We start from the raw sequence: 26411 nt of genomic DNA, 5'->3' as shown, positions 1-26411 counted from the left end.
AAGATTTATGGAAGGGAAAACAGAGGCGGTGTATGTTGGCGTTTTCTATTCCCCATTTATAATATGAACCGCATTGTATTTGTTGAAGACGACGCTGAAGTGGGTTCTCTCATTGCCGCTTATCTGGCGAAACATGATATTGATGTCATTGTTGAGCCGCGTGGTGACCGGGCGGAGGATCTTATCCTCACCACTCAGCCCGATCTGGTTTTACTGGATATTATGCTTCCAGGTAAAGATGGCATGACGATATGCCGCGATCTGCGCCACCGCTGGCAAGGCCCGATTGTCCTGCTCACCTCGCTGGACAGTGATATGAATCATATTCTGGCGCTGGAGATGGGCGCCTGCGACTACATCCTCAAAACCACGCCTCCGGCCGTTTTGCTGGCGCGTCTGCGCTTACACCTGCGGCAAAGCGAACAAACGCAACAGGCAAAAAGTCTTCAGGAGAGCGCGCTTACGCCGCATAAAGCGCTGCGTTTTGGCGCGTTAACCATCGATCCCCTTAACCGGGCGGTCCAGCTCAATGGCGATTTCATATCGCTCTCCACCGCCGATTTTGAATTGCTCTGGGAACTGGCGACACACGCCGGACAAATTATGGATCGCGACGCGTTGCTAAAAACGCTGCGCGGCGTCAATTATGATGGTCTGGATCGCAGCGTGGATGTAGCGATTTCCCGCCTGCGTAAGAAACTGCTGGATAGCGCTGCTGAGCCCTATCGTATAAAGACCATTCGCAATAAAGGCTATCTTTTTGCCCCTCATGCCTGGGACGAAACGACGGGATAAGTTAGCCGACAGATTTTACCTGCCTTTATCAAGTCATAGTGGCGATGCTCATCACCGCCACTGTTCAAAAAACAGACATTGTATACATGGATGCTATTTTTATTAGTCGGAACAGCCCCTTTATTACCGTTTTCTCTGCGTTGCGGTTCATCATTACGTCTTTTTCGCTCAAGAAAATTAAATAAAAAAAACTCGAAGCCAGTTCACAAAATTGATAACAGAATGTCTGCCCGCCGCTATATTGCCATCTTTTTTCGCAAATTGTGAAATCAAACAAATCACAACCATGAATATATAACAACAAATATATTCACCATAAATATATTCGTTTCCGACAGTAACTTTTGTATTAATTAATAACATATAAGAAAAGTTAGCATTTGCTGAAATAATATTATTCAGATTAGGATGCCTTTGATTCAACGAATCTGTAGAAGTTCAATCTTTTGCAAATAAGTTAAGTTTTTAAGGATAAAAAAATGAAAAGAAAAGTATTGGCACTTGTCATCCCGGCTCTGCTGGCTGCTGGCGCGGCACACGCCGCTGAAGTTTATAACAAAGACGGCAATAAGCTGGACCTTTACGGGAAAGTAGACGGCCTGCACTATTTCTCTGACAATAGTGGCTCTGACGGCGACCAAACCTATGTTCGTTTCGGTTTTAAAGGCGAAACGCAGATTAACGACCAACTGACTGGTTACGGCCAGTGGGAATATAACGTTCAGGCTAACACTACCGAAGGCGAGGGCGCTAATTCCTGGACTCGTCTGGCATTCGCCGGCCTGAAATTCGGCGACTACGGCTCATTCGACTATGGTCGTAACTACGGCGTCCTGTACGACGTGGAAGGCTGGACCGATATGCTGCCTGAGTTCGGCGGCGACTCCTATACTTACGCTGACAACTACATGACCGGTCGTGCTAACGGCGTGGCCACCTACCGTAACACTGATTTCTTCGGTCTGGTAGACGGTCTGAGTTTTGCTCTACAATACCAGGGCAATAATGAAAATAGCGGTAACGGTAATGAAGGTACAAATAACCGTACTGATGATGACGATTTCCGTAGAGAAAACGGAGATGGTTTTGGTATTTCTACCACTTACGATTTTGGCATGGGCTTTAGCGCAGGTGCTGCTTACACAACATCTGACCGTACAAACGATCAGGTTTCGCGTGGCGAACAGTATGCAAAAGGCGATAAAGCAGATGCATGGACTGCTGGCTTGAAATATGATGCCAACAACATCTATTTAGCCACTATGTATTCTGAAACCCGGAATATGACGCCATATGGCTCTTTGGATTCTGATGCTCATGGTGGTGTGGCTAATAAAACACAAAACTTTGAAGTTACTGCGCAATACCAATTTGATTTCGGTTTACGTCCGGCAATTTCCTTCCTGATGTCTAAAGGTAAAGACCTTGTCAATAACGGCGTAAATGATGACAAAGATTTGGTCAAATATGCTGATGTCGGCGCCACCTACTATTTCAACAAAAACTTCTCCACCTATGTTGATTATAAAATCAACCTGCTGGATGACGACGATAACTTCTATGCAGATAACGGCATTAATACCGATGACGTTGTCGCGCTGGGTATGGTTTACCAGTTCTAATTATTCATTAATTCTTCTCAAGCCCGCCGTTTCGGCGGGCTTTTCTTTTTTCATTACCACCGTTCTAAAAACAGAACGCACTGTTCCCTGGGCACAGATTGAACAATTCTTGTTCGCTCTCTATGGTTTGCTTATCGCCCGACAAAAGGAACATGCTAATGATCAGTCTCGTCCCGCCTCTGCTTTCCAGAACCGCGCTTCTCTTTCTGCTCATGGCCACAGGCGCAGCCACCGCCGCCCGCCCGGCAGCGGATATTATTTTACATAACGGTAATATCATCACTCTGAATGATGCCCAGCCGCAGGCCAGCGCGCTGGCGATTTCCGGCTCGCGGATTGTGGCGATTGGCGATGATACGGCGACAAATGAATGGCGCGGCGACCATACCCGTACCATCGATTTACAGGGTAAAACCGTGATACCCGGCCTGACCGATACCCACATTCACGCCATTCGCGGCGGACAAACCTGGACATTCGAAACCTACTGGTACGACAGCCCTTCGCTTAAAGACGCGCTGGATAAATTACGCGCCGACGCTAACCGTCGTCCCCACGATCAATGGGTAGCCGTAGTGGGATCGTGGATACCGGCGCAATTTGCAGAAAACCGGGCGCCGACGGTAGCCGAATTGAGCCACGCCCTTCCCGATCATCCGGCTTATATTCAGTATCTTTACGACTATGCGTTAGTGAATCAGCGCGGTATAGACGTACTTGGCCTTAACGACACCCCTCCTCCTGATTTAGCGGGAATCGGCGTAGAGCGCGACGCAAAAGGTAGCGCCACGGGGAAATTATTTGGTGACATCGCCGCGTTTAACCAGCTTTTTGCCAGCATAAGTAGTAACGCCGATCGTGAGGGTGGTCTGCGGCAATTTTTCGCTGATATGAACGCTCGCGGCGTGACCGGCATCATTGACCCCTCTGCCGGGCCTGCCGCCGCTTATGAGCCTTTATTTGCAATGCGAAACCAGGGGGATTTACCGCTGCGCGTGGGGTATCGCATTCCGGTACAGCCAGAAGCGAAAGGTCATGAAGCGCAGTGGTTCAGCAACCTGATGGCCTTTCGCCCGGCGCGTGCCGATGACGGGCAACTGGCTTTTCTTGGTCTGGGGGAAAGCCTGGTGGCCGGAATGAATGACGGCGTGCGGATGGCCCCAGGGTTTTCTTCCTCAGAGCAGGACAAAACCGCGCTTCGCCAGGTCGCGACGTTTGCGGCAAAACGGGGAATACCGCTTGAGATCCATGCCTATACCGATGACAGCGCCGACGCGATATTGACGATTTTTGAGCAGGTAGCGCAGCAGTACGATCTGCGCCCTCTCCGCTGGTCTATTGCGCATCTGAATACCGGTTCGCCACAGACGCTTGAGCGAATGCGTAAGCTGGGTCTGGCATACACTGTGCAAATGGGGCCTTACTTTGAGGGGCTTGCCATCCGTGACGCCAATCCACCCAGCGCGACGGACAATTCGCCGCCGGTTCGACTGGCGCTGGATAAAGGGCTTGTCGTAGCTGGCGGCACCGATTCGACGCGTATTGGCATTGCCGGTGTCTGGCACGCTATCGAATATCATATCACCGGTATAGCGTCAGGCGGTTCCGTGCGTAAACCCGCCAGCGAGCGGCTCACGCGTCTGGAAGCGCTAGCGTTATATACACGTCATGCCGCCTGGCTCGCCTTTGCCGAACAAAACCGGGGCCAGCTTAGCGTCGGAAAACAGGCCGATCTGGCGGTACTCAATCAGCCATTTATGACGATGCCCGAAGACAGAATTGATACCATTCGCGCTGTTTTAACGCTTGTCGATGGACGCATTGTTCACGAAAGTCCGGACCTTAACGCCGGACAATGAGGTTGTCAGTTGACGCAAAGCCTGCTTTTATAACCCACCAGCGGCGCTGACGGGAAATCTTTTCCGTCAGCGCCGCGATAGAGTTAATGTATTGAGATCCGGTGGGCGTTGATGAAAAAGCTGTTTGTGCAGTTTTACCTTTTGCTGTTCGTCTGTTTTCTGGTCATGACCTTATTGGTCGGACTGGTGTACAAATTCACTGCCGAACGCGCGGGCAGGCAATCGCTCGACGATCTGATGAAAAGTTCGCTCTATCTGATGCGCAGCGAACTGCGGGAAATTCCGCCGCGTGAATGGGGGAAAACGTTAAAAGAGATGGACCTGAACCTCTCTTTCGATTTACGCGTTGAACCGTTAAATCATTATAAGCTTGATGCCGCCACCACGCAGCGACTGCGTGAAGGCGATATTGTCGCGCTTGACGATCAATACACCTTTATTCAGCGTATCCCGCGCAGCCATTACGTCCTGGCGGTTGGCCCGGTTCCCTATCTCTATTTCCTGCATCAAATGCGACTGCTGGATATCGCCTTAATGGCGCTCATTGCCTTTTCTCTCGCCTTTCCTGTGTTTATCTGGATGCGCCCGCACTGGCAAGAAATGCTCAGGCTCGAATCCGCCGCGCAGCGCTTTGGCGAGGGTCATTTGACTGAACGCCTGCACTTCGATAATGGCTCCAGTTTCGAACGTCTGGGCGTCGCGTTCAACCAGATGGCGGATAACATTAATGCCCTGATCGCCAGTAAAAAACAGCTGATTGACGGTATCGCCCATGAGCTTCGCACGCCGCTGGTACGTTTACGCTATCGGCTTGAAATGAGTGAAAATCTGACACCGCCGGAATCACAGGCGCTCAATCGCGATATTGGTCAACTGGAAGCGCTGATTGAAGAACTGCTCACCTATGCGCGCCTTGACCGACCACAAAATGAACTGATGTTGACCGAACCCGACCTCCCCGCATGGTTGCTCGCGCATTTGCAGGATGTGCAGAGCGTGACCCCGGAACGTGCCGTAAACCTTCTCACATCTGTAATCGGCGATTATGGCGCGCTTGATATGCGGTTAATGTCGCGAGTGCTGGATAACCTGCTGAATAATGCGTTGCGCTACAGTCGTACCACCGTTCAGGTCAGCCTGTTACTCGACGGCAGTCAGGCAACATTGATAGTCGAAGATGATGGCCCCGGCATTGAAGCGGATGCGCGTGAGCGCATATTTGAACCTTTTGTCAGACTCGACCCCAGTAGAGACCGGGCGACAGGCGGCTGCGGGCTTGGACTCGCCATCGTACACTCTATCGCCCTAGCGATGGGCGGTAGCGTCGTCTGTGACGAGAGCGAACTGGGCGGCGCAAAATTTAGTTTTCGCTGGCCGGTCTGGCACGCGATGCCCGACATGACCGCTGCCTGACGCATTTTGCACGCTGGTTGAGCGGCGGGAACTGTGCTATACAGATAGTATGTTGTAACTAAAGTGAGTGATACCATGTCCCGCTACGATCTCGTTGAACGCCTGAATGGCACTTTCCGCCAGATAGAACAACACCTGGCGGCGCTGACGGATAATCTACAGCAGCATTCGCTACTTATCGCCCGTGTCTTTTCACTGCCGCAGGTGACCAAAGAGGCGGAACATGCGCCGCTGGATACTATCGAGGTAACGCAACATCTGGGGAAAGAGGCCGAAGCGCTGGCGCTACGTCACTATCGCCATTTGTTTATTCAACAGCAGTCCGAAAACCGCAGCAGTAAAGCCGCCGTCCGCCTGCCTGGCGTTTTATGCTATCAAGTGGATAATGCGACACAGCTAGATCTGGAAAATCAGGTACAGCGCATTAACCAGTTGAAAACCACCTTCGAGCAGATGGTTACGGTAGAGTCCGGTCTTCCCTCAGCGGCACGTTTTGAGTGGGTGCATCGGCATCTACCCGGCTTAATTACTCTGAACGCTTACCGCACGCTGACGCTTATCAATAACCCCGCCACCATACGTTTCGGCTGGGCAAATAAACATATTATTAAAAATTTAAGCCGGGATGAGGTTCTGAGCCAGTTGAAAAAAAGCCTCGCGTCGCCGCGCAGCGTCCCGCCGTGGACGCGCGAACAATGGCAATTCAAGCTGGAACGGGAATATCAGGATATCGCTGCCTTACCGCAGCAGGCCCGACTCAAGATTAAGCGTCCGGTTAAAGTACAGCCGATCGCCCGCATCTGGTATAAGGGCCAGCAGAAACAGGTGCAACACGCCTGTCCCACGCCGATTATCGCGTTAATCAACACGGACAACGGCGCTGGCGTGCCGGATATTGGCGGGCTGGAAAACTATGACGCCGACAATATTCAGCACCGTTTTAAACCACAGGCGCAGCCGCTGCGACTGATTATTCCGCGACTGCACCTGTATGTGGCGGATTAACGTCCCGGCGTCATACTGCCAACCATCAACTCCGGACGTACCCAGGCGTCGAACTCCTCGTCGCTAAGGTATCCTAATGCCACGGCTGAGGCTTTGAGCGTCAGCCCTTCTTTATGCGCCTTCTTCGCAATCTCCGCCGCTTTATCGTAACCGATGTGCGTATTCAGCGCAGTGACCAGCATCAGCGACTCATTCAGCAACTGCGTAATACGCTCGCGGTTTGGCTCGATTCCTGACGCACAGTGTTTATTAAAACTCTCCATGCCATCGGCCAGCAGGCGCACCGTTTGCAGAAAATTATGAATAACCATCGGACGATAGACGTTGAGCTCAAAGTTGCCCGATGCGCCCCCCATATTGATGGCCACATCGTTACCCATTACCTGGCAACATAGCATCGTTACCGCTTCACACTGGGTCGGGTTCACTTTACCAGGCATAATGGAACTGCCTGGCTCATTCTCCGGGATAGCAATCTCGCCAATGCCGCAGCGCGGGCCGGACGCCAGCCAGCGAACATCGTTGGCGATTTTCATCAGCGAGGCCGCCAGTCCTTTTAATGCGCCATGCGCCTGTACCAACGCGTCACAGGTCGCCAGCGCTTCGAATTTATTCGGGGCGGTAACAAACGGCGCCGCGGTAATCGTCGCCAGTTCCTCGGCCACGCGCCGGGCATATTCCGGGTGGGTATTAAGCCCTGTCCCTACTGCGGTTCCGCCGAGCGCCAGTTCCGCGACGTGCGGTAAACTGTGCTCAATGTGTCTGAGGTTATGTTCCAGCATGGCTACCCAACCGGAAATCTCCTGGCCTAAGGTGAGCGGCGTCGCGTCCTGCAGGTGAGTACGGCCAATTTTGACAATATCGGCGAAAGCGTGGGATTTATCGCGAAGCGTATCCGTTAATGCGGATAATTGCGGGATGAGGTGTTCGCGTAACGCCAGTAACGCCGCCACGTGCATGGCGGTTGGGAACACATCGTTTGAGCTTTGACTCTTATTGACGTCATCATTGGGATGCACCTTGCGTTCCATACCGCGAACGCCGCCCAAAATTTCACTGGCGCGGTTCGCTAACACCTCATTCATATTCATGTTGCTTTGCGTACCGGACCCGGTCTGCCAAATCGCCAGCGGAAACTCATCAGCATGTTTTCCCGCCAGCACTTCATCAGCCGCCTGGATAATCGCGCTGGCTTTTTCCGCCGCCAACAACCCTAAGTCCTGGTTGACCTTCGCAGCGGCGCGCTTGGTCAACGCCAGAGCGTGAATGAGCGAGACGGGCATTTTCTCCGTGGAAATCCGAAAATGCTCCAGCGAACGTTGAGTCTGCGCCCCCCACAGTTTATCTGCCGGGACTTCAATCGCGCCCATTGAATCTTTCTCGCGGCGTACCGTTACCATTACCTGCTCCTTACTCAAGTTGATGAGATCATGTGTCGACATTGCTCACATGTTTGCGGTCTTATGAGTATTAACGATAACAACACAACGGTGTAGACCGGATAAGGCGCTTGCGCCGTTCTCCGGCAAAATAGCGAATCATGTTACCGCCCCGCAGGGCGGCGACATTACTTAACGCAGCGTGCGCACTGCGATGACTGAATCTGCTGGAAGAAATCGTTGCCTTTATCATCCACCAGAATAAAGGCCGGAAAATCCTCCACTTCAATTTTCCAGATAGCCTCCATACCCAGTTCAGGATATTCCACGCACTCCAGGCGCTTGATACTGCCCTGCGCCAGAACGGCTGCCGGGCCGCCGATACTGCCCAGGTAGAAGCCGCCATGTTTCTTACAGGCATCGGTCACCTGCTGGCTGCGGTTGCCTTTCGCCAGCATGATCATACTGCCGCCCTGCGACTGGAGCTGATCAACATAAGAGTCCATTCGTCCTGCGGTAGTCGGCCCAAGCGACCCGGAGGCATACCCTTCCGGCGTTTTTGCCGGCCCCGCATAATAGATAGGATGATCTTTGATGTACTGCGGCAAACCTTCGCCGCTGTCCATCCGTTCTTTCAGTTTAGCGTGCGCGATGTCGCGGCCCACAATAATCGTGCCGTTCAGCGACAGGCGCGTTGATACCGGATACTGCGACAGTTGTTGCAGTATCTCGCTCATGGGACGGTTAAGATCAACGCGCACCGCCTCGCCCTCTCCCGCCTGGCGCAGCGCCTCTGGAATATATTTACCGGGATTGCGCTCCAGCTTCTCGATCCAGATCCCGTCCCGGTTGATCTTCGCTTTAATGTTTCGATCCGCGGAGCAGGACACGCCCATACCTACCGGACACGATGCCCCGTGGCGCGGCAATCGGATGACACGAATATCGTGAGCGAAATACTTGCCGCCGAACTGCGCGCCTAAGCCAAGATTTTGCGCCTCAAGCAACAATTCTTTTTCCAGCTCAATATCGCGGAAGGCCTGCCCGTGTTCATTGCCTTCGGTCGGTAGCGCATCATAGTATTTTGCCGAGGCCAGCTTAACGGTCTTCAGGTTCGCTTCCGCCGAGGTGCCGCCAATGACAAACGCAATGTGATACGGCGGACAGGCGGCGGTGCCCAGCGTACGCATCTTATCGACGAGATAATTTTTGAGCTTACCCGGCGTCAGAAGCGCTTTTGTCTCCTGATAGAGGTAGGTTTTATTCGCCGATCCGCCGCCTTTAGCGATACAGAGGAATTTATATTCATCGCCATCGACGCTGTAGAGATCGATCTGCGCCGGCAGGTTAGTACCGGTATTGACCTCTTTGTACATATCCAGCGCCGCGTTCTGTGAATAGCGCAGGTTATCTTCGATATAGGTATTATATACGCCGCGAGCCAGCGCCGCTTCATCACCTCCGCCAGTCCAGACGCGTTGGCCTTTTTTGCCGACAATAATGGCCGTACCGGTATCCTGGCAGGTGGGCAACACGCCCTTGGCCGCGATATCGGAGTTTCGCAGGAATTGCAGCGCGACATATTTGTCGTTTTCACTGGCCTGCGGATCGCGCAGAATATCCGCCACCTGCTGCTGATGCGCGGGACGTAACATAAAAGACGCATCGTGGAAGGCCTGACGCGCCAACAACGTTAGCGCTTCCGGCGCGACTTTCAGGATCTCTTGTCCTTCGAATTCGGCGACGGAAACATGTTCGCTGGTCAACAAGTAGTACTCGGTATCGTCCTTTTTGAGGGGAAAAGGGTCTTGATAAAAGAAGGGTTTGTTTGACATTGTGCTCTCACTTACCGCTCGGTATGGTTATTCTCTGGGCAGGTGTTCCATTGCCCGACTCAAAGCGAGTAACACTATCCTACACAATTTTTTAACAAAAACTGAGACAAGTACGACTTTTTACGCCCGGAGGTTACTTCATGCGGGTTTCTTGGTTTAATACCTCCCATTGATCTCCACATTGAAACAGGGCTTGATAATGCAAAAACTCATTAACTCAGTGCAAAACTATGCCTGGGGAAGTAAAACTGCGTTAACGGAACTTTATGGCATCGCCAATCCGCAGCAGCAGCCAATGGCTGAACTCTGGATGGGCGCGCATCCCAAAAGCAGCTCGCGAATCACCACCGCCAACGGCGAAACCGTCTCCCTGCGTGACGCCATCGAAAAGAATAAAACCGCCATGCTGGGCGAAGCGGTAGCCAACCGTTTCGGCGAACTGCCGTTTCTGTTTAAAGTACTGTGCGCCGCGCAGCCGCTCTCTATTCAGGTGCACCCGAATAAGCGCAATTCCGAAATCGGTTTCGCGAAAGAAAATGCGGCGGGTATCCCCATGGATGCCGCAGAGCGGAACTATAAAGATCCTAACCATAAACCAGAGCTGGTTTTTGCCCTGACGCCTTTCCTGGCGATGAACGCGTTCCGCGAATTTTCTGACATTGTCTCTTTACTGCAACCTATCGCCGGCGCGCATTCCGCTATCGCCCACTTTTTGCAGGCGCCGAATGCTGAACGTCTGAGCCAGCTTTTCGCCAGCCTGTTGAATATGCAAGGCGAAGAAAAATCCCGCGCGTTAGCCGTACTCAAAGCGGCGCTTAACAGCCAGCAAGGCGAACCGTGGCAAACGATCCGCGTGATTTCAGAGTATTATCCTGACGACAGCGGGCTTTTCTCTCCTTTGTTGCTGAATGTGGTCAAACTGAATCCCGGCGAGGCGATGTTCCTGTTTGCCGAAACGCCTCATGCTTATCTGCAGGGCGTTGCGCTGGAAGTCATGGCAAACTCCGATAACGTTCTGCGCGCTGGCCTTACGCCAAAATATATCGACATCCCTGAGCTGGTCGCGAACGTGAAGTTCGAACCTAAGCCTGCTGGCGAGTTACTGACTGCCCCGGTAAAAAGCGGCGCGGAGCTGGACTTCCCAATTCCGGTTGACGATTTTGCTTTTTCACTGCACGACCTGGCGCTTCAGGAGACGAGCATCGGCCAACACAGCGCCGCGATTCTGTTCTGCGTTGAGGGTGAGGCGGTGTTACGTAAAGATGAACAGCGTCTGGTACTGAAGCCGGGTGAATCTGCCTTTATCGGCGCGGATGAGTCTCCGGTTAACGCCAGCGGCACGGGCCGTTTAGCGCGTGTTTATAACAAGCTGTAGCAACGTACTGAATTTTTTAACAACTCTTGCTAAGCTTATAACAGACGTAAAACTCCTCCAGGCGGTTTAATCCGCCTGGTTTCATTTTTATGGACAATTGATATGAAAAAAACACTGGTAGCTGCAGGTGTAGTAATTGCACTTGGCATCGTCTGGACAGGCGGCGCCTGGTATACGGGGAAAAAGCTGGAGAACCATCTTGCAGAAATGGTGACTCAGGCCAATGAACAGCTCAAGCGTACTGCGCCGGAGGCCGGTGTCGAATTAAGTTATCAAAACTACCAGCGTGGCGTGTTCAGTAGCCATCTGCAACTGGTTGTCAAACCGGTTGCCGGCGCAGACACTACCTGGTTGAAGCCCGGGCAAAGCATTGTGCTGGACGAGTCCGTTTCACATGGCCCCTTCCCGCTCGCCCAGCTCAAAACGCTCAATCTGATCCCTTCTATGGCGTCGGTAAAAACCACCCTGGTGAATAACGATGCGGCAAAACCCCTCTTTGATATCGCGAAAGGCGACACGCCCTTTGTTATCAATACCCGCATTGGTTATGGCGGCGATACCCGCTCCGATATCTCTCTCAAGCCGTTAAACTACGAGAATGCCGGTGAAAAGGTCGCCTTTAGCGGCGGCGAGTTCCAGCTTAACGCCGATAAAGACGGTAATGTGGTTTCGCTGTCAGGCGAAGCGCAGAGCGGCCTGGTCGATGCCGTTAACGAATATAATCAGAAGGTCCAACTCACCTTTAATAATTTGAAAACAGACGGTACCAGTAAGCTGGCAAGCTTTGGCGAACGTGTGGGCGACCAAAAGTTAACGCTGGATAAACTGTCCATCGCCATTGAGGGTAAAGAGATGGCGGTGCTGGAAGGGATGGAAATTGCCGGCAAGTCCGATCTCGTCAACGACGGAAAAACCATTAACAGCCAGTTGGATTACTCGCTTAACAGCCTGAAAGTGCAGAATCAGGATTTGGGCAGCGGTAAATTAACGCTGAAAGTCGGTCAAATCGACGGCGAAGCCTGGCACCAGTTTAGTCAGCAATATCATGCGCAAACGCAGGCGCTGTTGAATCAGCCGGACGTGGCGCAGAATCCTGAGCTTTATCAGCAAAAAGTCACTGAAGCGTTCTTTAGCGCTCTCCCCGTGCTGTTAAAAGGCGATCCGGTACTGACCCTGGCGCCGCTTAGCTGGAAAAACGCCAAAGGGGAAACCACGCTGAATCTGTCGCTGTTCCTCAAAGATCCGGCAACCACAACGGCACAACCGCAAACGCTGGCGCAGGAAGTCGACCGCTCCGTGAAATCGCTGGATGCGAAACTGGCAATTCCGATGGACATGGCGGTCGAGTTTATGACGCAGATAGCAAAGCTGGAAGGCTATCAGCAGGATGATGCGGAAAAACTGGCAAAACAGCAGGTTCAGGGGCTGTCCGCAATGGGTCAGATGTTCCGACTGACAACGCTGAAGGATAATACTATCGCCTCCAGTTTGCAGTATGCCAATGGCCAGATCAAGCTCAACGGACAAAAAATGCCGTTGGAAGACTTTGTCGGCCTGTTTGGGATGCCGGCGCTTTCCGTTCCGGACGTTCCGGCGCTGCCTCAACAATAATCGCCTTGCCGGGTGTCGCGACGCTGCACCCGGTCTGCGCCGAACGACGCGCAGCCTCTACTTTTGCGTTACCAGGCGAGCGGCTATCGTTTGACTCCGCACATGGTGCTCGTCGTGAGCATTAGGCGGCACGGAAAACATCGTGAGTCTGGACAACTGCATCCCCCTACGCCTGTCAGTGAAAGATATGTCGTTTGTCGATGTCCAGGCATTGAAGGACAATCACGCGACAGGCATCGTACAGCTCAATCAGCATAATTTGCAGGTAATTATCGGCCCGCAGGTTCAGTCGGTAAAAGATGAAATGGTTGGCCTGATGAATACCGTTCAGGCATAAGGAAGGGATATGTTCGATTTTTCACAGGAAGTTGACCGACGCGGGACATGGTGTACGTAGTGGGATTATGTCGCCGATCGTTTTGGCGAAGCCGATCTGCTCCCCTTTACGATCTCGGATATGGATTTTGCCACCGCACCGTTCGCTGATACCGTCTACAAGCGGGGGGTTGACCCTTTATCCTGAGAGGCGATAACAGAGACAACCCCCGTGAGCTGACCGGGGGCGCGTTACAGAGAATGATACAAAATTTCTCCCGCGCTCTCGCGAAGTTGCAACGTAATGACTCCGTTTTTGCAAAATTTCCAGAGCATTATCAATCTGTAGTATAATGGTGCGCACTTTTATTAAAAATTGAGTGCGCCCATGATTGATATTACGCTTCCTTTGACTGACATCCACCGCCACCTTGATGGCAACATTCGCGCCCAAACAATTCTGGATCTTGGTCGGCAGTTCAACATCGCCCTTCCCTCCCAAACGCTGGAAACGCTGATTCCGCATGTCCAGGTCACCTCAACCGAACCCGATTTAGTGAGCTTTCTCACTAAGCTCGATTGGGGGGTAAAAGTCCTGGCATCGCTTGACGCCTGCCGCCGTGTAGCCTTTGAAAATATTGAAGATGCCGCACGTAACGGCCTGCATTACGTCGAGCTTCGCTTTTCGCCCGGCTATATGGCGATGGCGCATCAGTTACCGATCGCAGGCGTGGTTGAAGCCGTTATCGACGGCGTACGCGACGGCTGTAACACGTTTGGCGTCGAGGCGCGACTCATTGGCATTATGAGCCGTACCTTCGGCGAGGCGGCATGTTTACAGGAGCTTGATGCGCTGCTGGCGCACAGAGAGAAAATCACCGCGCTGGATTTAGCCGGTGATGAGCTGGGCTTTCCCGGCAGTCTGTTTTTGTCGCACTTTAATCGGGCGCGCGATGCGGGCTGGCATATTACCGTTCACGCAGGCGAAGCCGCAGGGCCAGAAAGTATCTGGCAGGCGATTCGCGAACTGGGGGCCGAACGTATCGGACATGGCGTAAAAGCTGTCGAAGATCGCGCGTTAATGGATTTTCTTGCACAGCAGCGTATCGGTATTGAATCCTGTCTGACCTCGAATATTCAGACCAGTACCGTCGCATCGCTGGCAGATCATCCGCTCAAAACCTTCCTTGAGCATGGCGTTCTCGCCAGTCTTAATACGGACGATCCGGCTGTTCAGGGCGTAGATATTATCCATGAATATCATGTCGCCGCGCCAGCGGCAGGATTGAGCCGCGAACAGATTCGCCAGGCGCAGATTAACGGTCTGGAAATCGCCTTTCTGAGCGATAGCGAAAAACGTGCGCTGCGCGAAAAAGTGGCCGCGGCGTAAGATTGCTTTATTGACACTAACGCTCTTCTCCGCCTGCGGTTTAATGCTATCCCAGGCGGAGAAATGCGACATCTCAGGCAAGACACAGCGTCGCGCGATGTTTTGCCGATTCCATGCCCAGTTCAATCAACTCCATAATTTGAATCGCCTGACTTGCCGGCACGGGATTTTCACCGTTACCGTTTAACGCATCGCGGATAGCGGCATAATATGCCGGATAGTTACCCGGCAACGTAAGCCAGTTCTCTTCTTTGCGCGTCTCTCCCTCAACCAGGGTCAATACGCCGTCACGCATGTCGTATCCCCAGTCTTCCTGCGGTAAACGCTCGCCGTTTTTTAACCGTTCTTCCTGGGGATCGAGGCCATATTTAACATAGCTACCGCGCGAACCATGAACGATGTATCGCGCGGATTCCGCCGCGGCCAGCATCGTACCGTGCAAAATCACGCGGCGCTGGGGGTAGGATAAAATCGCGTGGAAATAATCTGTAGATTGCGCGCCCGGACGCAGTTGCGCTAAATCCACCGTCATGCTGACCGGCAGGCCAAAAAGTTGAATGGCCTGATCCAACAAGTGCGGCGCCAGATCGTACCAGATACCACTTCCCGGCCCGCCTTGCTCGCGCCAGCGGTCGCGCACCTGGGGACGGAAGCGATCAAAGTGGGATTCAAACAAGGACACCTCGCCGAGCACGCCATCCGCCAGCAAGGCCTTCAGCGTCAAAAAATCGCTGTCCCAGCGTCGGTTGTGGAAGACGGAAAGTACCCGACCAGTGCTCCGCGCAAGCGCATCCAATTCTCGCGCCTGTGACAGTGTCACGGTAAAGGGTTTATCAACCACCACATGCTTACCGGCTTCCAGCGCAGCTTTCGCCAGCGGGAAATGGGTATCGTTGGGCGTCGGGATCACGATCAGGTCGATATGCGGATCGTTAAATAAATGTCGGGGCTCAGAGACCACGGAAACCGCCGGCCAATCTGCTTTCACTTTTGTTTCATCGCTGCTGGATACCGCCGCAAGCTCTAGCCCTGGCGTTCCCATAATTAAGGGCGCATGAAAGGTTTTACTGGCGTAGCCATAACCGATTAACCCAACGCGGATTTTATCATTCATCTCACTGCCTCCGGTTTTAGATATCGCTATTCCACACCATCGTGCGATTAGCCGCAATAGCGTCCTGACCATCAACGTAGCATCAAATGATTAACTTGTTACAGAACAGAGGCTGAAAACGTTTCCCTCCCTCTTGCCGACCGTTCGCCAGGAAAGTAACATTTACCCCCTGTGTTTATGGATAAATCAAAGCAAATGTCGTCAATAATGAATCGTCTTATTGAATTAACTGGGTGGATAGTTCTCGTTATCTCAGTCATTCTTTTAGGTATTGCCAACCATATTGACAATTACCAACCACCAGAGCCCACGGCTTCCGTCCAGAAGAAGTAAGCGTCAGATAATGTAAAGGCATTTTCGCGTGGTACGGTAAGCGGCGCCCCGGGGGGTGCAAAGAAAAGTCAAAAACCGGCAAAAAAAACGAAATATGTCCTATCTGGTCTGACGTTTATTGCCTGTTGTAGGAAAGCGCGTTAACCTTTCGCCCTAGGCGCCATGTGGCGCCTGACTCTTTACCGGTAAGAATATTCCCTTTTTACCTGCACCCCTGACCTCTCACTGGTGCGGTTTTGTTTATTTTTTATCAGTGACTACTCCGTTGGCATTATATTTAATATGGATCAACTTTATATGACTGTTCAGGATTATCTATTAAAATTCCGCAAAATTAGTTCGCTCGAAAGTCTGGAAAAACTGTTCGACCACCTTAACTATACCCTTACTGATGACATGGACATTGTTAATATGTATCGCGCTGCAGATCACCGCCGTGCCGAACTGGTTTCCGGAGGACGCCTGTTTGATGTAGGTCAGGTTCCGCAATCCGTCTGGCGCTATGTGCAATAAAGAAAGTAGCGTTTAACATCAAAAACCTTATAATATTTGCCCCAAAATGAGCGGCATGACCGTTAATGCGCGTAACCCCGGAGAAGATATGACTACAACACCGCCACAACGAATTGGAGGCTGGCTTCTTGGCCCGTTAGCCTGGCTGTTAGTCGCGTTGTTGAGCGCCTCGCTGGCGTTATTACTCTACGTTATGGCGCTTGCCACACCGCAAACGTTCAAGACGCTTAGCGGACAGGAAACCGGTAATTTACTGCTATGGGGCATTTCATTTATTACCGCTATCGCCATGTGGTACTATACCCTGTGGTTGACGATCGCATTCTTCAAGCGCAGACGCTGCGTGCCGAAGCATTACATTATCTGGCTGCTGGTGTCGGTGTTACTGGCGGTTAAAGCATTTGCCTTTTCGCCCGTCTCAGATGCCTTTGCCGTGCGTCAGTTACTCTTCCCACTGTTGGCAACGGCGCTCATTGTGCCTTATCTCAAACGTTCAGCGCGCGTTAAAACAACGTTTGTTAATCCGTAATAACCCTACAGTTAACCTGTTGTCGCCTGTGGTAGTTTGACAGATAATAGGCGGCTTTTTTATTTCAGGCCGAAACATGACTGATTACCTGCTGCTCTTTGTCGGAACTGTACTGGTCAATAACTTTGTACTGGTCAAATTCCTGGGCCTTTGTCCCTTTATGGGCGTATCCAAAAAACTGGAAACCGCCATGGGGATGGGCCTCGCGACGACCTTTGTCATGACGCTGGCGTCGATATGCACCTGGCTTATCGACACCTGGATACTTATTCCGCTGGATCTGATTTATCTGCGGACGCTAGCCTTTATCCTCGTCATTGCTGTGGTCGTGCAATTTACCGAAATGGTTGTGCGGAAAACCAGCCCGGCGTTATACCGCTTGTTAGGCATCTTCTTACCACTGATTACCACTAACTGTGCGGTTCTGGGCGTAGCGTTACTGAATATTAATCTCGGTCATCACTTTCTTCAGTCGGCGCTGTACGGATTTTCCGCCGCCGTCGGTTTTTCATTAGTGATGGTTCTGTTCGCCGCCATCCGCGAACGCCTTGCCGTGGCGGATGTGCCCGCCCCTTTTCGTGGTAACGCGATAGCATTGATTACCGCAGGATTAATGTCTTTGGCCTTTATGGGCTTTAGTGGTTTGGTGAAGTTGTAATGAATACTATCTGGATTGCCGTTGGCGCCCTGACCCTTCTGGGCCTGGTGTTCGGCGCCATTCTGGGTTATGCCTCCCGCCGATTCGCGGTTGAAGATGATCCGGTTGTTGAAAAAATCGATGCGATTTTGCCGCAGAGCCAGTGTGGTCAGTGCGGCTATCCCGGCTGCCGCCCCTACGCCGAAGCCGTGGGTCTCCAGGGCGAGAAAATCAATCGTTGCGCGCCCGGCGGCGAAGCCGTCATGCTGAAAATTGCAGAGTTGCTAAACGTAGAGCCGCAGCCATGCGATGGTGAAGAACAGCAGGCCGCGCCAGTACGTATGCTGGCAGTTATTGATGAAAATAACTGCATTGGCTGCACAAAATGCATTCAGGCCTGCCCGGTTGACGCCATCGTTGGCGCAACGCGCGCCATGCACACGGTCATGAGCGATCTCTGTACTGGCTGTAATCTGTGCGTCGATCCGTGTCCGACGCACTGCATCGAATTACGTCCGGTGAATGAGACGCCCGACAGTTGGAAATGGGATTTGAACACCATTCCCGTTCGCATCATTCCCGTGGAACAACATGCTTAAACTATTTTCCGCTTTCAGAAAAGATAAAATCTGGGATTTCGACGGTGGTATTCATCCGCCCGAAATGAAGACCCAGTCAAACGGCACGCCGCTGCGCCAGGTGCCTTTAGCGCCGCGCTTCGTTATCCCCTTAAAACAGCACATTGGCGCTGAGGGCGAGTTGTGCGTTAGCGTCGGCGATCGCGTGCTACGCGGCCAGGCGCTTACCCGTGGACGTGGGAGAATGCTGCCGGTACACGCGCCCACCTCCGGGACGGTTATCGCTATTGCCCCCCACTCGACGGCGCATCCTTCGGCGCTGGCGGAGTTAAGCGTCATCATTGATGCCGACGGCGAGGACCGCTGGATTGAACGCGAGGGCTGGTCTGATTACCGCGCCCACAGCCGTGAAGCGCTCATTGAACGCATTCATCAGTATGGCGTTGCCGGGCTTGGCGGCGCGGGGTTTCCCACCGGCGTTAAATTGCAGGGCGGCGGCGATAAAATCACCACGCTTATTATCAATGCCGCAGAGTGCGAACCTTACATTACGGCGGACGATCGTTTGATGCAGGACTGCGCCGCGCAGATTGTGGAAGGTATTCGCATCCTGGCGCATATTCTGCAACCGCGTGAGGTATTAATCGGCATTGAAGATAACAAACCGCAGGCTATTTCCATGCTGCGCGCCGTACTGGCTGACGCCCACGATATTTCGTTACGTGTGATCCCAACCAAATACCCTTCCGGCGGCGCAAAACAGCTCACCCAAATACTGACGGGAAAACAGGTTCCCCACGGCGGGCGCTCCTCTGATATTGGCGTGCTGATGCAAAACGTCGGTACGGCTTATGCCGTTAAACGCGCCGTGGTTGACGGCGAACCGATCACAGAACGCGTTGTCACCTTAACGGGTGAAGCGGTAAGCCGTCCGGGTAACGTCTGGGCGCGGCTCGGCACTCCCGTTCGTCATTTGCTTAACGATGCCGGGTTCTGCCCTTCCGCTGACCAGATGGTCATCATGGGCGGCCCGTTGATGGGATTCACCCTTCCCTGGCTTGACGTACCGGTCGTAAAAATCACCAACTGCCTGCTGGCGCCATCCGTGACTGAAATGGGAACGCCTCAGGAAGAGAAAAGCTGTATTCGTTGCAGCGCTTGCGCTGACACCTGCCCTGCCGACCTTTTACCGCAGCAGCTTTATTGGTTCAGCAAAGGGCAGCAGCATGACAAGGCTACCGCTCACCATATTGCTGATTGTATAGAATGCGGCGCCTGCGCCTGGGTCTGCCCGAGTAATATTCCGCTCGTCCAATATTTCCGTCAGGAAAAAGCGGAGATTAATGCGATCAGGCTTGAAGAAAAACGCGCCGCCGAAGCCAAAGCGCGTTTTGAGGCTCGTCAGGCAAGACTGGAGCGCGAAAAAGCCGCCCGCCTTGCACGTCATAAGAGTGCAGCGGTACAACCAGCGGCAAAAGATCAGGATGCCATTGCCGCTGCGCTGGCGCGGGTAAAAGAGAAACAGGCGCAGGCCACGCAACCGGTGGTTATTCAGGCGGGTAGTCTGCCAGACAATAGCGCCGTCATCGCGGCCCGTGAAGCGCGTAAAGCGCAAGCGCGCGCTAAACAAGCCGGTCATCCGGTGGCTGACAGCGCGATATCCGGCGACGATCCGCGTAAAGCCGCAGTGGAAGCGGCTATCGCCCGCGCCAAAGCTCGTAAGCAGGAGCAGCAGGCCGGAAGCGAACCTGCCGAACCGGTCGATCCGCGTAAAGCCGCGGTGGAAGCGGCTATCGCCCGCGCCAAAGCCCGTAAGCAGGAGCAGCAGGCCGGAAGCGAACCTGCCGAACCGGTCGATCCGCGTAAAGCCGCGGTGGAAGCGGCCATCGCCCGCGCCAAAGCCCGTAAGCAGGAGCAGCAGGCCGGAAGCGAACCTGCCGAACCGGTAGACCCGCGTAAAGCCGCGGTGGAAGCGGCTATCGCCCGCGCCAAAGCCCGCAAACAGGAGCAGCAGGCCGGAAGCGAACCCGCCGAACCCGCCGAACCGGTCGATCCGCGTAAAGCCGCGGTGGAAGCGGCGATCGCCCGTGCCAAAGCCCGTAAGCAGGAGCAGCAGACCGTAAGCGAACCTGTCGAACCGGCCGACCCGCGTAAAGCCGCGGTTGCTGCGGCTATCGCTCGCGTTCAGGCAAAAAAAGCAGCACAGCAGCAGGTTGTTAACGAGGACTAAATGGTATTCAGAATCGCAAGCTCGCCTTATACCCATAACCAGCGCCAGACATCGCGAATCATGTTGCTGGTAGTAATCGCCGCTCTGCCGGGGATTGCCGCGCAGACGTGGTTTTTTGGTTGGGGAACGCTTTTCCAGATCGTTCTGGCAGCCATCACAGCGCTCGTCGCGGAAGCCATTGTCCTCAGGCTGCGCAAACAATCGGTCGCCAGTCACCTGCAGGATTATTCCGCGTTGTTGACGGGGCTTTTGCTGGCGGTCAGCATCCCTCCGCTCGCGCCCTGGTGGATGGTCGTGCTGGGAACCGGATTCGCCATTATTATCGCCAAACAGTTATATGGCGGGCTGGGACAAAACCCCTTTAATCCGGCAATGATCGGTTACGTGGTGCTATTAATTTCCTTTCCGGTACAAATGACAAGCTGGTTGCCGCCTTATGAAATAGCCGCAACAACGCCCGATATGCTGGACACGTTGCGGATGATTTTTAGCGGGCATACCGCCAGCGGCGGCGATATGACGCTGCTACGTATCGGTATTGACGGTATCAGCCAGGCGACGCCGCTGGATACGTTTAAAACGTCCTTGCGCGCCGGACATTCCGTTGAGCAAATTATGCAGTACCCGATATACAGCGCCGCGCTGGCCGGCGTGGGCTGGCAGTGGGTTAACCTCGCCTGGCTTGTCGGCGGCGTATTCCTGCTGTGGCAAAAAGCCATCCGCTGGCATATCCCGGTCAGTTTTCTGCTGACGCTGGCGCTATGCGCCGCGTTAGGTTGGCTTTTCTCGCCCGCTACGCTGGCCTCGCCGCAGCTTCATCTGCTGTCAGGCGCCACCATGCTGGGCGCATTTTTTATCTTAACGGATCCGGTTACCGCCTCCACGACCAACCGTGGACGTTTAATTTTCGGCGCGCTGGCTGGGGTATTAGTGTGGCTGATTCGTAGCTTCGGCGGCTACCCGGACGGCGTTGCTTTTGCTGTCCTGTTGGCGAATATCACGGTTCCTCTGATCGACTACTACACGCGCCCCCGCGTCTATGGACATCGCAAAGGATAAACCATGATGAAAACGATTCGTAAACACGGTATTACGCTGGCGCTTTTTGCCGCAGGCTCTACGGGATTGACCGCGGTGATTAATCAGATGACAAAATCAACCATCCACGAACAAGCGCTGCAACAACAACATGCCTTGTTTGATCAGGTATTGCCGCCAGATCGTTACAATAATAATCTGCAAGAGAGTTGTTATCTGGTCGATGCGCCCGCCCTCGGCAAAGGCACACACCGTGTTTTTATCGCTCGCAAGGATGATAAACCCGTAGCGGCCATCATTGAGGCCACCGCGCCAGATGGCTATTCCGGCGCTATCCAGCTTATTGTTGGCGCAGATTTCAACGGTACCGTCCTGGGGACGCGCGTGACGGAACATCATGAGACGCCAGGGTTAGGTGATAAAATTGAGCGCCGTTTGTCTGACTGGATTACCCACTTTAGCGGTAAAACCATCAGCGGTGAAAATGATACGCACTGGGCGGTGAAAAAAGATGGCGGTGATTTTGACCAATTTACCGGGGCGACAATAACGCCGCGTGCCGTAGTGAATGCGGTTAAACGCGCCGGGCTGTACGCCGAATCACTGCCCGCTCAGCTCCCCCATTTAACCGCCTGTGGAGAATAGCCATGAGCGAAATAAAAGACATTGTTGTTCAGGGGTTATGGAAAAATAACTCTGCTCTGGTGCAGCTACTTGGCCTGTGCCCTTTACTGGCGGTGACGTCTACGGCAACCAACGCTCTGGGGCTGGGTCTGGCCACAACGCTGGTATTAACGCTGACCAACCTTACGGTGTCCGCACTACGTCGCTGGACGCCGGCAGAAATCCGTATCCCGATTTACGTTATGATCATTGCTTCGGTGGTAAGCGCAGTACAGATGCTGATCAATGCGTATGCGTTCGGTTTGTATCAGTCTTTAGGGATTTTTATTCCTCTGATTGTAACGAACTGCATTGTTGTTGGTCGCGCCGAAGCGTTTGCCGCGAAAAAAGGACCGTGGCTTTCCGCGTTGGACGGTTTTTCCATCGGCATGGGCGCGACAGGCGCGATGTTCGTGCTGGGTTCGCTGCGCGAGATCCTCGGGAATGGTACGCTTTTCGATGGCGCGGATAGCCTGCTGGGAGGCTGGGCAAAAGTATTACGGGTCGAGATATTTCACACCGACTCGCCTTTCCTGCTGGCGATGCTGCCGCCAGGCGCGTTTATCGGCCTGGGGCTCATGCTGGCGGTAAAATATCTTATTGATGAAAAAATGAAGAAACGCCGCGCCGAAACCGCGCCTTCCGCTGTTCCGGCAGGTGAAACAGGGAAAGTCTGATGAACAAAGCAAAAAGGCTGGAAATTCTGACGCGCCTGCGCGACAACAATCCGCACCCCACAACGGAACTCAATTTCACGTCGCCGTTTGAGTTGCTGATTGCCGTGTTGCTTTCCGCGCAGGCAACCGACGTCAGCGTGAACAAGGCTACCGCCAAACTTTACCCGGTCGCCAATACACCAGCCGCGATGCTGGAGCTGGGCGTAGAGGGCGTGAAATCCTATATCAAAACCATCGGCTTATTTAACAGTAAAGCGGAAAACGTGATTAAGACCTGCCGTATTTTACTGGACAAGCATAATGGCGAAGTGCCGGAGGATCGGGCGGCGCTGGAAGCGCTTCCCGGCGTGGGGCGTAAAACCGCTAACGTGGTGCTAAATACCGCCTTCGGCTGGCCGACCATCGCCGTTGATACGCATATATTTCGTGTATGCAACCGAACACAGTTCGCGCCGGGTAAAAATGTCGAGCAGGTAGAAGAGAAGTTGCTGAAAGTGGTGCCGAATGAGTTCAAAGTGGACTGCCATCACTGGTTAATTTTGCATGGCCGCTATACCTGTATCGCCCGAAAACCCCGCTGCGGCTCCTGCCTCATTGAAGATCTTTGCGAATACAAAGAAAAAGTCGATATTTGATATGGTCGGAGTGCGTCCGTCACGCCAGCGCGCTCCCACCTTCGGCCTGGATCTATTTTAGCCATCAATCATTCCAGTCTCTGTCCTTTTTCTGATGTAATGTGCTTTCGTTTTCACTCCACGTCAGGTTAATCATTTTTTTAATCGCAAAAAATTCTATCTATCCGTGATCAGGATCACTTTGATAACTTCATGTGAAATTTAATGACATCTAAGGTTACATTTACAACCGGATAGACTGACGCCCCGTTTTCACTACAAAACATTACTCTGCCATTTTTTCATATAATGGCCTATATCACTGCTTTTCACCTTAAATAGCAGAAGATATCGCCTTTCACCCAAACTAATGGCCTTTTTGCAGTGTAAAAATCTGCCATTCTTCAAATGAAGAAATTTAACGCTGGATAACATTTCTGACATCGGACGATTCAACCAGAAGAGTTATATGTAACAGATTATTACAAAGCTCTTGTCTGGAGAGGAAAGATAGTGAACATTACCTGCCGTTTCCCCTCCAATATAACAATCGGACGGATGAGTCTGACTCATCACGCGCCAGACAATCCCTGTTAATACGGGGCGTAAAAAAGAGGTAAAAGTGTCTACTGCAAACAAAAAACCAACTGAAAGCGTCAGTTTGAACGCTTTCAAACAACCGAAGGCGTTCTATCTCATCTTCTCGATAGAGTTATGGGAGCGTTTTGGTTATTACGGCCTGCAAGGCATTATGGCCGTCTACCTGGTAAAACAACTGGGTATGTCAGAAGCGGATTCCATCACCCTTTTCTCTTCCTTCAGTGCGCTGGTGTACGGCCTGGTCGCCATTGGCGGTTGGTTAGGTGATAAAATTCTGGGCACCAAACGCGTTATTATGTTGGGTGCCGTGGTGCTGGCTATCGGTTATGCGCTGGTCGCATGGTCTGGTCATGACGCTGGCATCGTCTATATGGGCATGGCGGCTATCGCTGTGGGTAACGGTCTGTTTAAAGCTAACCCGTCTTCCCTGCTGTCTACCTGCTACGCGAAGGATGATCCGCGTCTCGACGGCGCATTTACGATGTATTATATGTCCGTCAACATCGGCTCCTTCTTCTCTATGCTGGCGACGCCGTGGCTGGCGGCGCGTTATGGCTGGAGCACCGCGTTTGCGCTTAGTGTCGTCGGTATGCTGATAACCGTCGTTAACTTTGCTTTCTGCCAGCGCTGGGTGAAAAGCTACGGTTCCAAACCCGACTTTGAACCGATCAACTTCCGTAATCTGCTGCTGACCATCGTGGGTATTGTCGTTCTGATTGCGGTCGCCACCTGGCTGCTGCACAACCAGGATATCGCGCGTATGGTGCTGGGCGTAATCGCTCTTGGCATCGTCATTATCTTCGGTAAAGAAGCGTTTTCCATGCACGGCGCGGCGCGCCGTAAAATGATCGTCGCCTTTATTTTGATGCTGCAGGCGATTATCTTCTTCGTACTGTACAGCCAGATGCCGACGTCGCTGAACTTCTTTGCCATTCGTAACGTCGAGCACTCTATTCTCGGTATCGCGTTCGAACCGGAACAGTATCAGGCGCTGAACCCATTCTGGATCATTATCGGCAGCCCGATTCTGGCCGCTATTTATAACAGGATGGGCGATACGCTGCCGATGCCGATGAAATTCGCCATTGGTATGGTGCTGTGTTCCGGCGCGTTCCTGATTCTGCCGCTGGGCGCCAAATTTGCGAACGATGCCGGCATCGTATCCGTAAACTGGCTGATCGCAAGCTACGGCCTGCAAAGTATCGGTGAGCTGATGATCTCCGGTCTGGGCCTGGCAATGGTCGCACAGTTGGTTCCGCAGCGTCTGATGGGCTTCATCATGGGTAGCTGGTTCCTGACAACGGCAGGCGCTAACATCATCGGCGGTTATGTCGCCAACCTGATGGCTGTGCCGAGCGACGTGACTGACCCACTGATGTCCCTGGAAGTCTATGGTCGCGTATTTATGCAGATTGGCATAGCAACCGCCGTTATCGCCGTCCTGATGCTGCTGACAGCGCCTAAGCTGAACCGTATGACCCAGGACGATGATACCGCTGAAAAAGGCTCTAAAGCCGCTACAGTTTAATTTTCCGGGAAACAACATTCAGGCCGCTAACTGTGCGTTAGCGGCTTTTTTTTTGCTCGTCCCCGCACTACCATACTTTAAACCTCAGCAAAAAGGAGTTACCGATGAAACTGTTCTACAAACCGGGTGCCTGCTCTCTTGCTTCCCATATTACCCTGCGCGAAATTGGCAAAGACTTTACGCTTGATGGCGTCGATCTCGCAAAAAAACGCCTGGAAAACGGTGATGATTACCTGGCAGTCAACCCTAAAGGACAGGTTCCGGCTCTGCTGCTGGATGACGGTACACTGTTGACTGAAGGCGTCGCCATTATGCAGTACCTCGCCGACAGCGTTCCCGACCGCCAGCTTCTGGCGCCGGTAAGTAGCCTTGCTCGCTATCATACGCTGGAATGGCTCAACTATATTGCAACGGAACTGCATAAAGGCTTTACCCCGCTGTTCCGCCCTGACACGCCGGAAACACTCAAACCCGCCGTTCGCGCCGGTCTGGAAAAGAAATTGCAGTATGTGGATGAGTCGCTTTCAGACGACCAGTGGATTTGCGGCCAGCGTTTTACGATTGCAGACGCTTATCTGTTTACCGTATTGCGTTGGGCCTATGGCGTAAAACTGAATATGGACGGGTTAACGCATATTGAAAGTTATATGCAGCGTGTCGCAAAAAGACCGACCGTTGCGGCAGCGCTTAAAGCGGAAGGACTGAATTAATGTCATGTTGCCGGATAGCTCGCTGTACCGCCATCCGGCCTCTTTTTA

At 52.9% G+C, this 26411-nt stretch carries 23 protein-coding genes and 2 pseudogenes; 22 read left to right on the top strand and 3 right to left on the bottom strand.

The window, feature by feature from the left end; genetic code table 11:
• The first annotated feature begins 63 nt into the window (after positions 1-63).
• The 5 genes from rstA (at position 64) to tus (ending at position 6694) form a co-directional block, all read left to right on the top strand.
• On the top strand, positions 64-795 hold the full coding sequence (rstA, locus tag ACLJRS_RS03385; protein WP_001080048.1) for a two-component system response regulator RstA: 732 nt from the start codon (positions 64-66) through the stop codon (positions 793-795).
• 479 nt (positions 796-1274) lie between these two features.
• A complete protein-coding gene (gene ompC / locus ACLJRS_RS03380; protein WP_000824336.1) occupies positions 1275-2417 on the top strand; it encodes a porin OmpC in 1143 nt (380 codons plus the stop codon).
• 152 nt (positions 2418-2569) lie between these two features.
• Entirely contained in the window at positions 2570-4276 is a 1707-nt protein-coding gene (locus tag ACLJRS_RS03375; protein ID WP_000928660.1) for an amidohydrolase, read from the top strand.
• Positions 4277-4387: 111 nt separating this feature from the next.
• Positions 4388-5689 carry a two-component system sensor histidine kinase RstB gene (gene rstB, locus ACLJRS_RS03370; protein ID WP_000732949.1) on the top strand — a complete coding sequence of 434 codons (1302 nt, stop codon included), beginning with the start codon at positions 4388-4390 and terminating at the stop codon, positions 5687-5689.
• 75 nt (positions 5690-5764) lie between these two features.
• Positions 5765-6694 (top strand): DNA replication terminus site-binding protein, encoded by a 930-nt coding sequence (tus, locus tag ACLJRS_RS03365; RefSeq protein ID WP_000092492.1) that lies wholly within the window; start codon positions 5765-5767, stop codon positions 6692-6694.
• On the opposite strand, the gene fumC is transcribed toward tus, so the two are convergent.
• Entirely contained in the window at positions 6691-8094 is a 1404-nt protein-coding gene (gene fumC, locus ACLJRS_RS03360; RefSeq protein ID WP_000259121.1) for a class II fumarate hydratase, read from the bottom strand. The genes tus and fumC overlap by 4 nt on opposite strands.
• A 167-nt stretch (positions 8095-8261) precedes the next feature.
• A complete protein-coding gene (gene fumB / locus ACLJRS_RS03355) occupies positions 8262-9908 on the bottom strand; it encodes a class I fumarate hydratase (protein ID WP_000066603.1) in 1647 nt (548 codons plus the stop codon).
• 199 nt (positions 9909-10107) lie between these two features.
• Here fumB and manA point away from each other — a divergent pair, with 199 nt between their 5' ends.
• The 5 genes and pseudogenes from manA to add all read left to right on the top strand — a co-directional run bounded on the left by manA (position 10108) and on the right by add (position 14599).
• Complete coding sequence (gene manA, locus ACLJRS_RS03350; protein WP_001170618.1) at positions 10108-11283, top strand: mannose-6-phosphate isomerase; 1176 nt, start codon at positions 10108-10110, stop codon at positions 11281-11283.
• Positions 11284-11385: 102 nt separating this feature from the next.
• Positions 11386-12894, top strand: coding sequence for a YdgA family protein (locus ACLJRS_RS03345; protein ID WP_410957748.1), 1509 nt, complete (start codon positions 11386-11388; stop codon positions 12892-12894).
• A 118-nt stretch (positions 12895-13012) separates the two neighbouring features.
• Positions 13013-13231, top strand: a pseudogene (locus ACLJRS_RS03340) (PTS transporter subunit EIIB); the annotation flags it as partial.
• Positions 13232-13240: 9 nt separating this feature from the next.
• Positions 13241-13372 (top strand): annotated as a pseudogene (locus tag ACLJRS_RS03335) (transcriptional regulator); the annotation flags it as partial.
• Between the two features lie 225 nt (positions 13373-13597).
• Positions 13598-14599: an adenosine deaminase gene (add, locus tag ACLJRS_RS03330; protein ID WP_000565577.1), complete on the top strand. Its 1002-nt coding sequence runs from the start codon at positions 13598-13600 to the stop codon at positions 14597-14599.
• A gap of 73 nt (positions 14600-14672) precedes the next feature.
• On the opposite strand, the gene ACLJRS_RS03325 is transcribed toward add, so the two are convergent.
• Positions 14673-15713: an oxidoreductase gene (locus ACLJRS_RS03325; RefSeq protein ID WP_000998242.1), complete on the bottom strand. Its 1041-nt coding sequence runs from the start codon at positions 15711-15713 to the stop codon at positions 14673-14675.
• Between the two features lie 207 nt (positions 15714-15920).
• On the opposite strand from ACLJRS_RS03325, the gene blr reads away from it, so the two are divergent.
• The 12 genes from blr (at position 15921) to gstA (ending at position 26363) form a co-directional block, all read left to right on the top strand.
• A complete protein-coding gene (gene blr / locus ACLJRS_RS03320; RefSeq protein WP_001708800.1) occupies positions 15921-16046 on the top strand; it encodes a division septum protein Blr in 126 nt (41 codons plus the stop codon).
• 297 nt (positions 16047-16343) lie between these two features.
• On the top strand, positions 16344-16559 hold the full coding sequence (gene ydgT / locus ACLJRS_RS03315; RefSeq protein ID WP_000217946.1) for a transcription modulator YdgT: 216 nt from the start codon (positions 16344-16346) through the stop codon (positions 16557-16559).
• Between the two features lie 88 nt (positions 16560-16647).
• Entirely contained in the window at positions 16648-17088 is a 441-nt protein-coding gene (locus ACLJRS_RS03310; RefSeq protein WP_000214061.1) for a DUF2569 domain-containing protein, read from the top strand.
• Positions 17089-17164: 76 nt separating this feature from the next.
• The gene (gene rsxA / locus ACLJRS_RS03305; RefSeq protein ID WP_000133203.1) at positions 17165-17746 is read left to right on the top strand and encodes an electron transport complex subunit RsxA; all 582 of its coding nucleotides are present in this window, start codon (positions 17165-17167) and stop codon (positions 17744-17746) included.
• Positions 17746-18324, top strand: a complete 579-nt coding sequence (gene rsxB, locus ACLJRS_RS03300) for an electron transport complex subunit RsxB (protein WP_001092597.1) — start codon at positions 17746-17748, stop codon at positions 18322-18324. Before rsxA ends, rsxB begins: the two co-directional genes overlap by 1 nt.
• Complete coding sequence (gene rsxC / locus ACLJRS_RS03295) at positions 18317-20533, top strand: electron transport complex subunit RsxC (protein WP_001750098.1); 2217 nt, start codon at positions 18317-18319, stop codon at positions 20531-20533. The genes rsxB and rsxC overlap by 8 nt, the downstream gene beginning before the upstream one ends.
• Entirely contained in the window at positions 20534-21592 is a 1059-nt protein-coding gene (rsxD, locus tag ACLJRS_RS03290; protein ID WP_000231960.1) for an electron transport complex subunit RsxD, read from the top strand.
• Between the two features lie 3 nt (positions 21593-21595).
• Positions 21596-22216: an electron transport complex subunit RsxG gene (gene rsxG, locus ACLJRS_RS03285; RefSeq protein WP_000978306.1), complete on the top strand. Its 621-nt coding sequence runs from the start codon at positions 21596-21598 to the stop codon at positions 22214-22216.
• A gap of 2 nt (positions 22217-22218) precedes the next feature.
• Complete coding sequence (locus tag ACLJRS_RS03280; protein WP_001289628.1) at positions 22219-22911, top strand: electron transport complex subunit E; 693 nt, start codon at positions 22219-22221, stop codon at positions 22909-22911.
• Positions 22911-23546 carry an endonuclease III gene (gene nth, locus ACLJRS_RS03275; protein WP_001030318.1) on the top strand — a complete coding sequence of 212 codons (636 nt, stop codon included), beginning with the start codon at positions 22911-22913 and terminating at the stop codon, positions 23544-23546. Before ACLJRS_RS03280 ends, nth begins: the two co-directional genes overlap by 1 nt.
• Before the next feature lie 601 nt (positions 23547-24147).
• Positions 24148-25653 (top strand): dipeptide/tripeptide permease DtpA, encoded by a 1506-nt coding sequence (gene dtpA, locus ACLJRS_RS03270; RefSeq protein ID WP_000100911.1) that lies wholly within the window; start codon positions 24148-24150, stop codon positions 25651-25653.
• 104 nt (positions 25654-25757) lie between these two features.
• The gene (gene gstA / locus ACLJRS_RS03265; RefSeq protein ID WP_000765727.1) at positions 25758-26363 is read left to right on the top strand and encodes a glutathione transferase GstA; all 606 of its coding nucleotides are present in this window, start codon (positions 25758-25760) and stop codon (positions 26361-26363) included.
• The last annotated feature ends 48 nt before the right edge of the window (positions 26364-26411 follow it).

The sequence above is a fragment of the Salmonella sp. SAL00670 genome (genome assembly GCF_046552235.1).
GTDB lineage: Bacteria > Pseudomonadota > Gammaproteobacteria > Enterobacterales > Enterobacteriaceae > Salmonella > Salmonella enterica.
The sequence above is the reverse complement of the archived record's forward strand: the minus strand, read 5'-3'. Positions and strand labels throughout refer to the sequence as shown.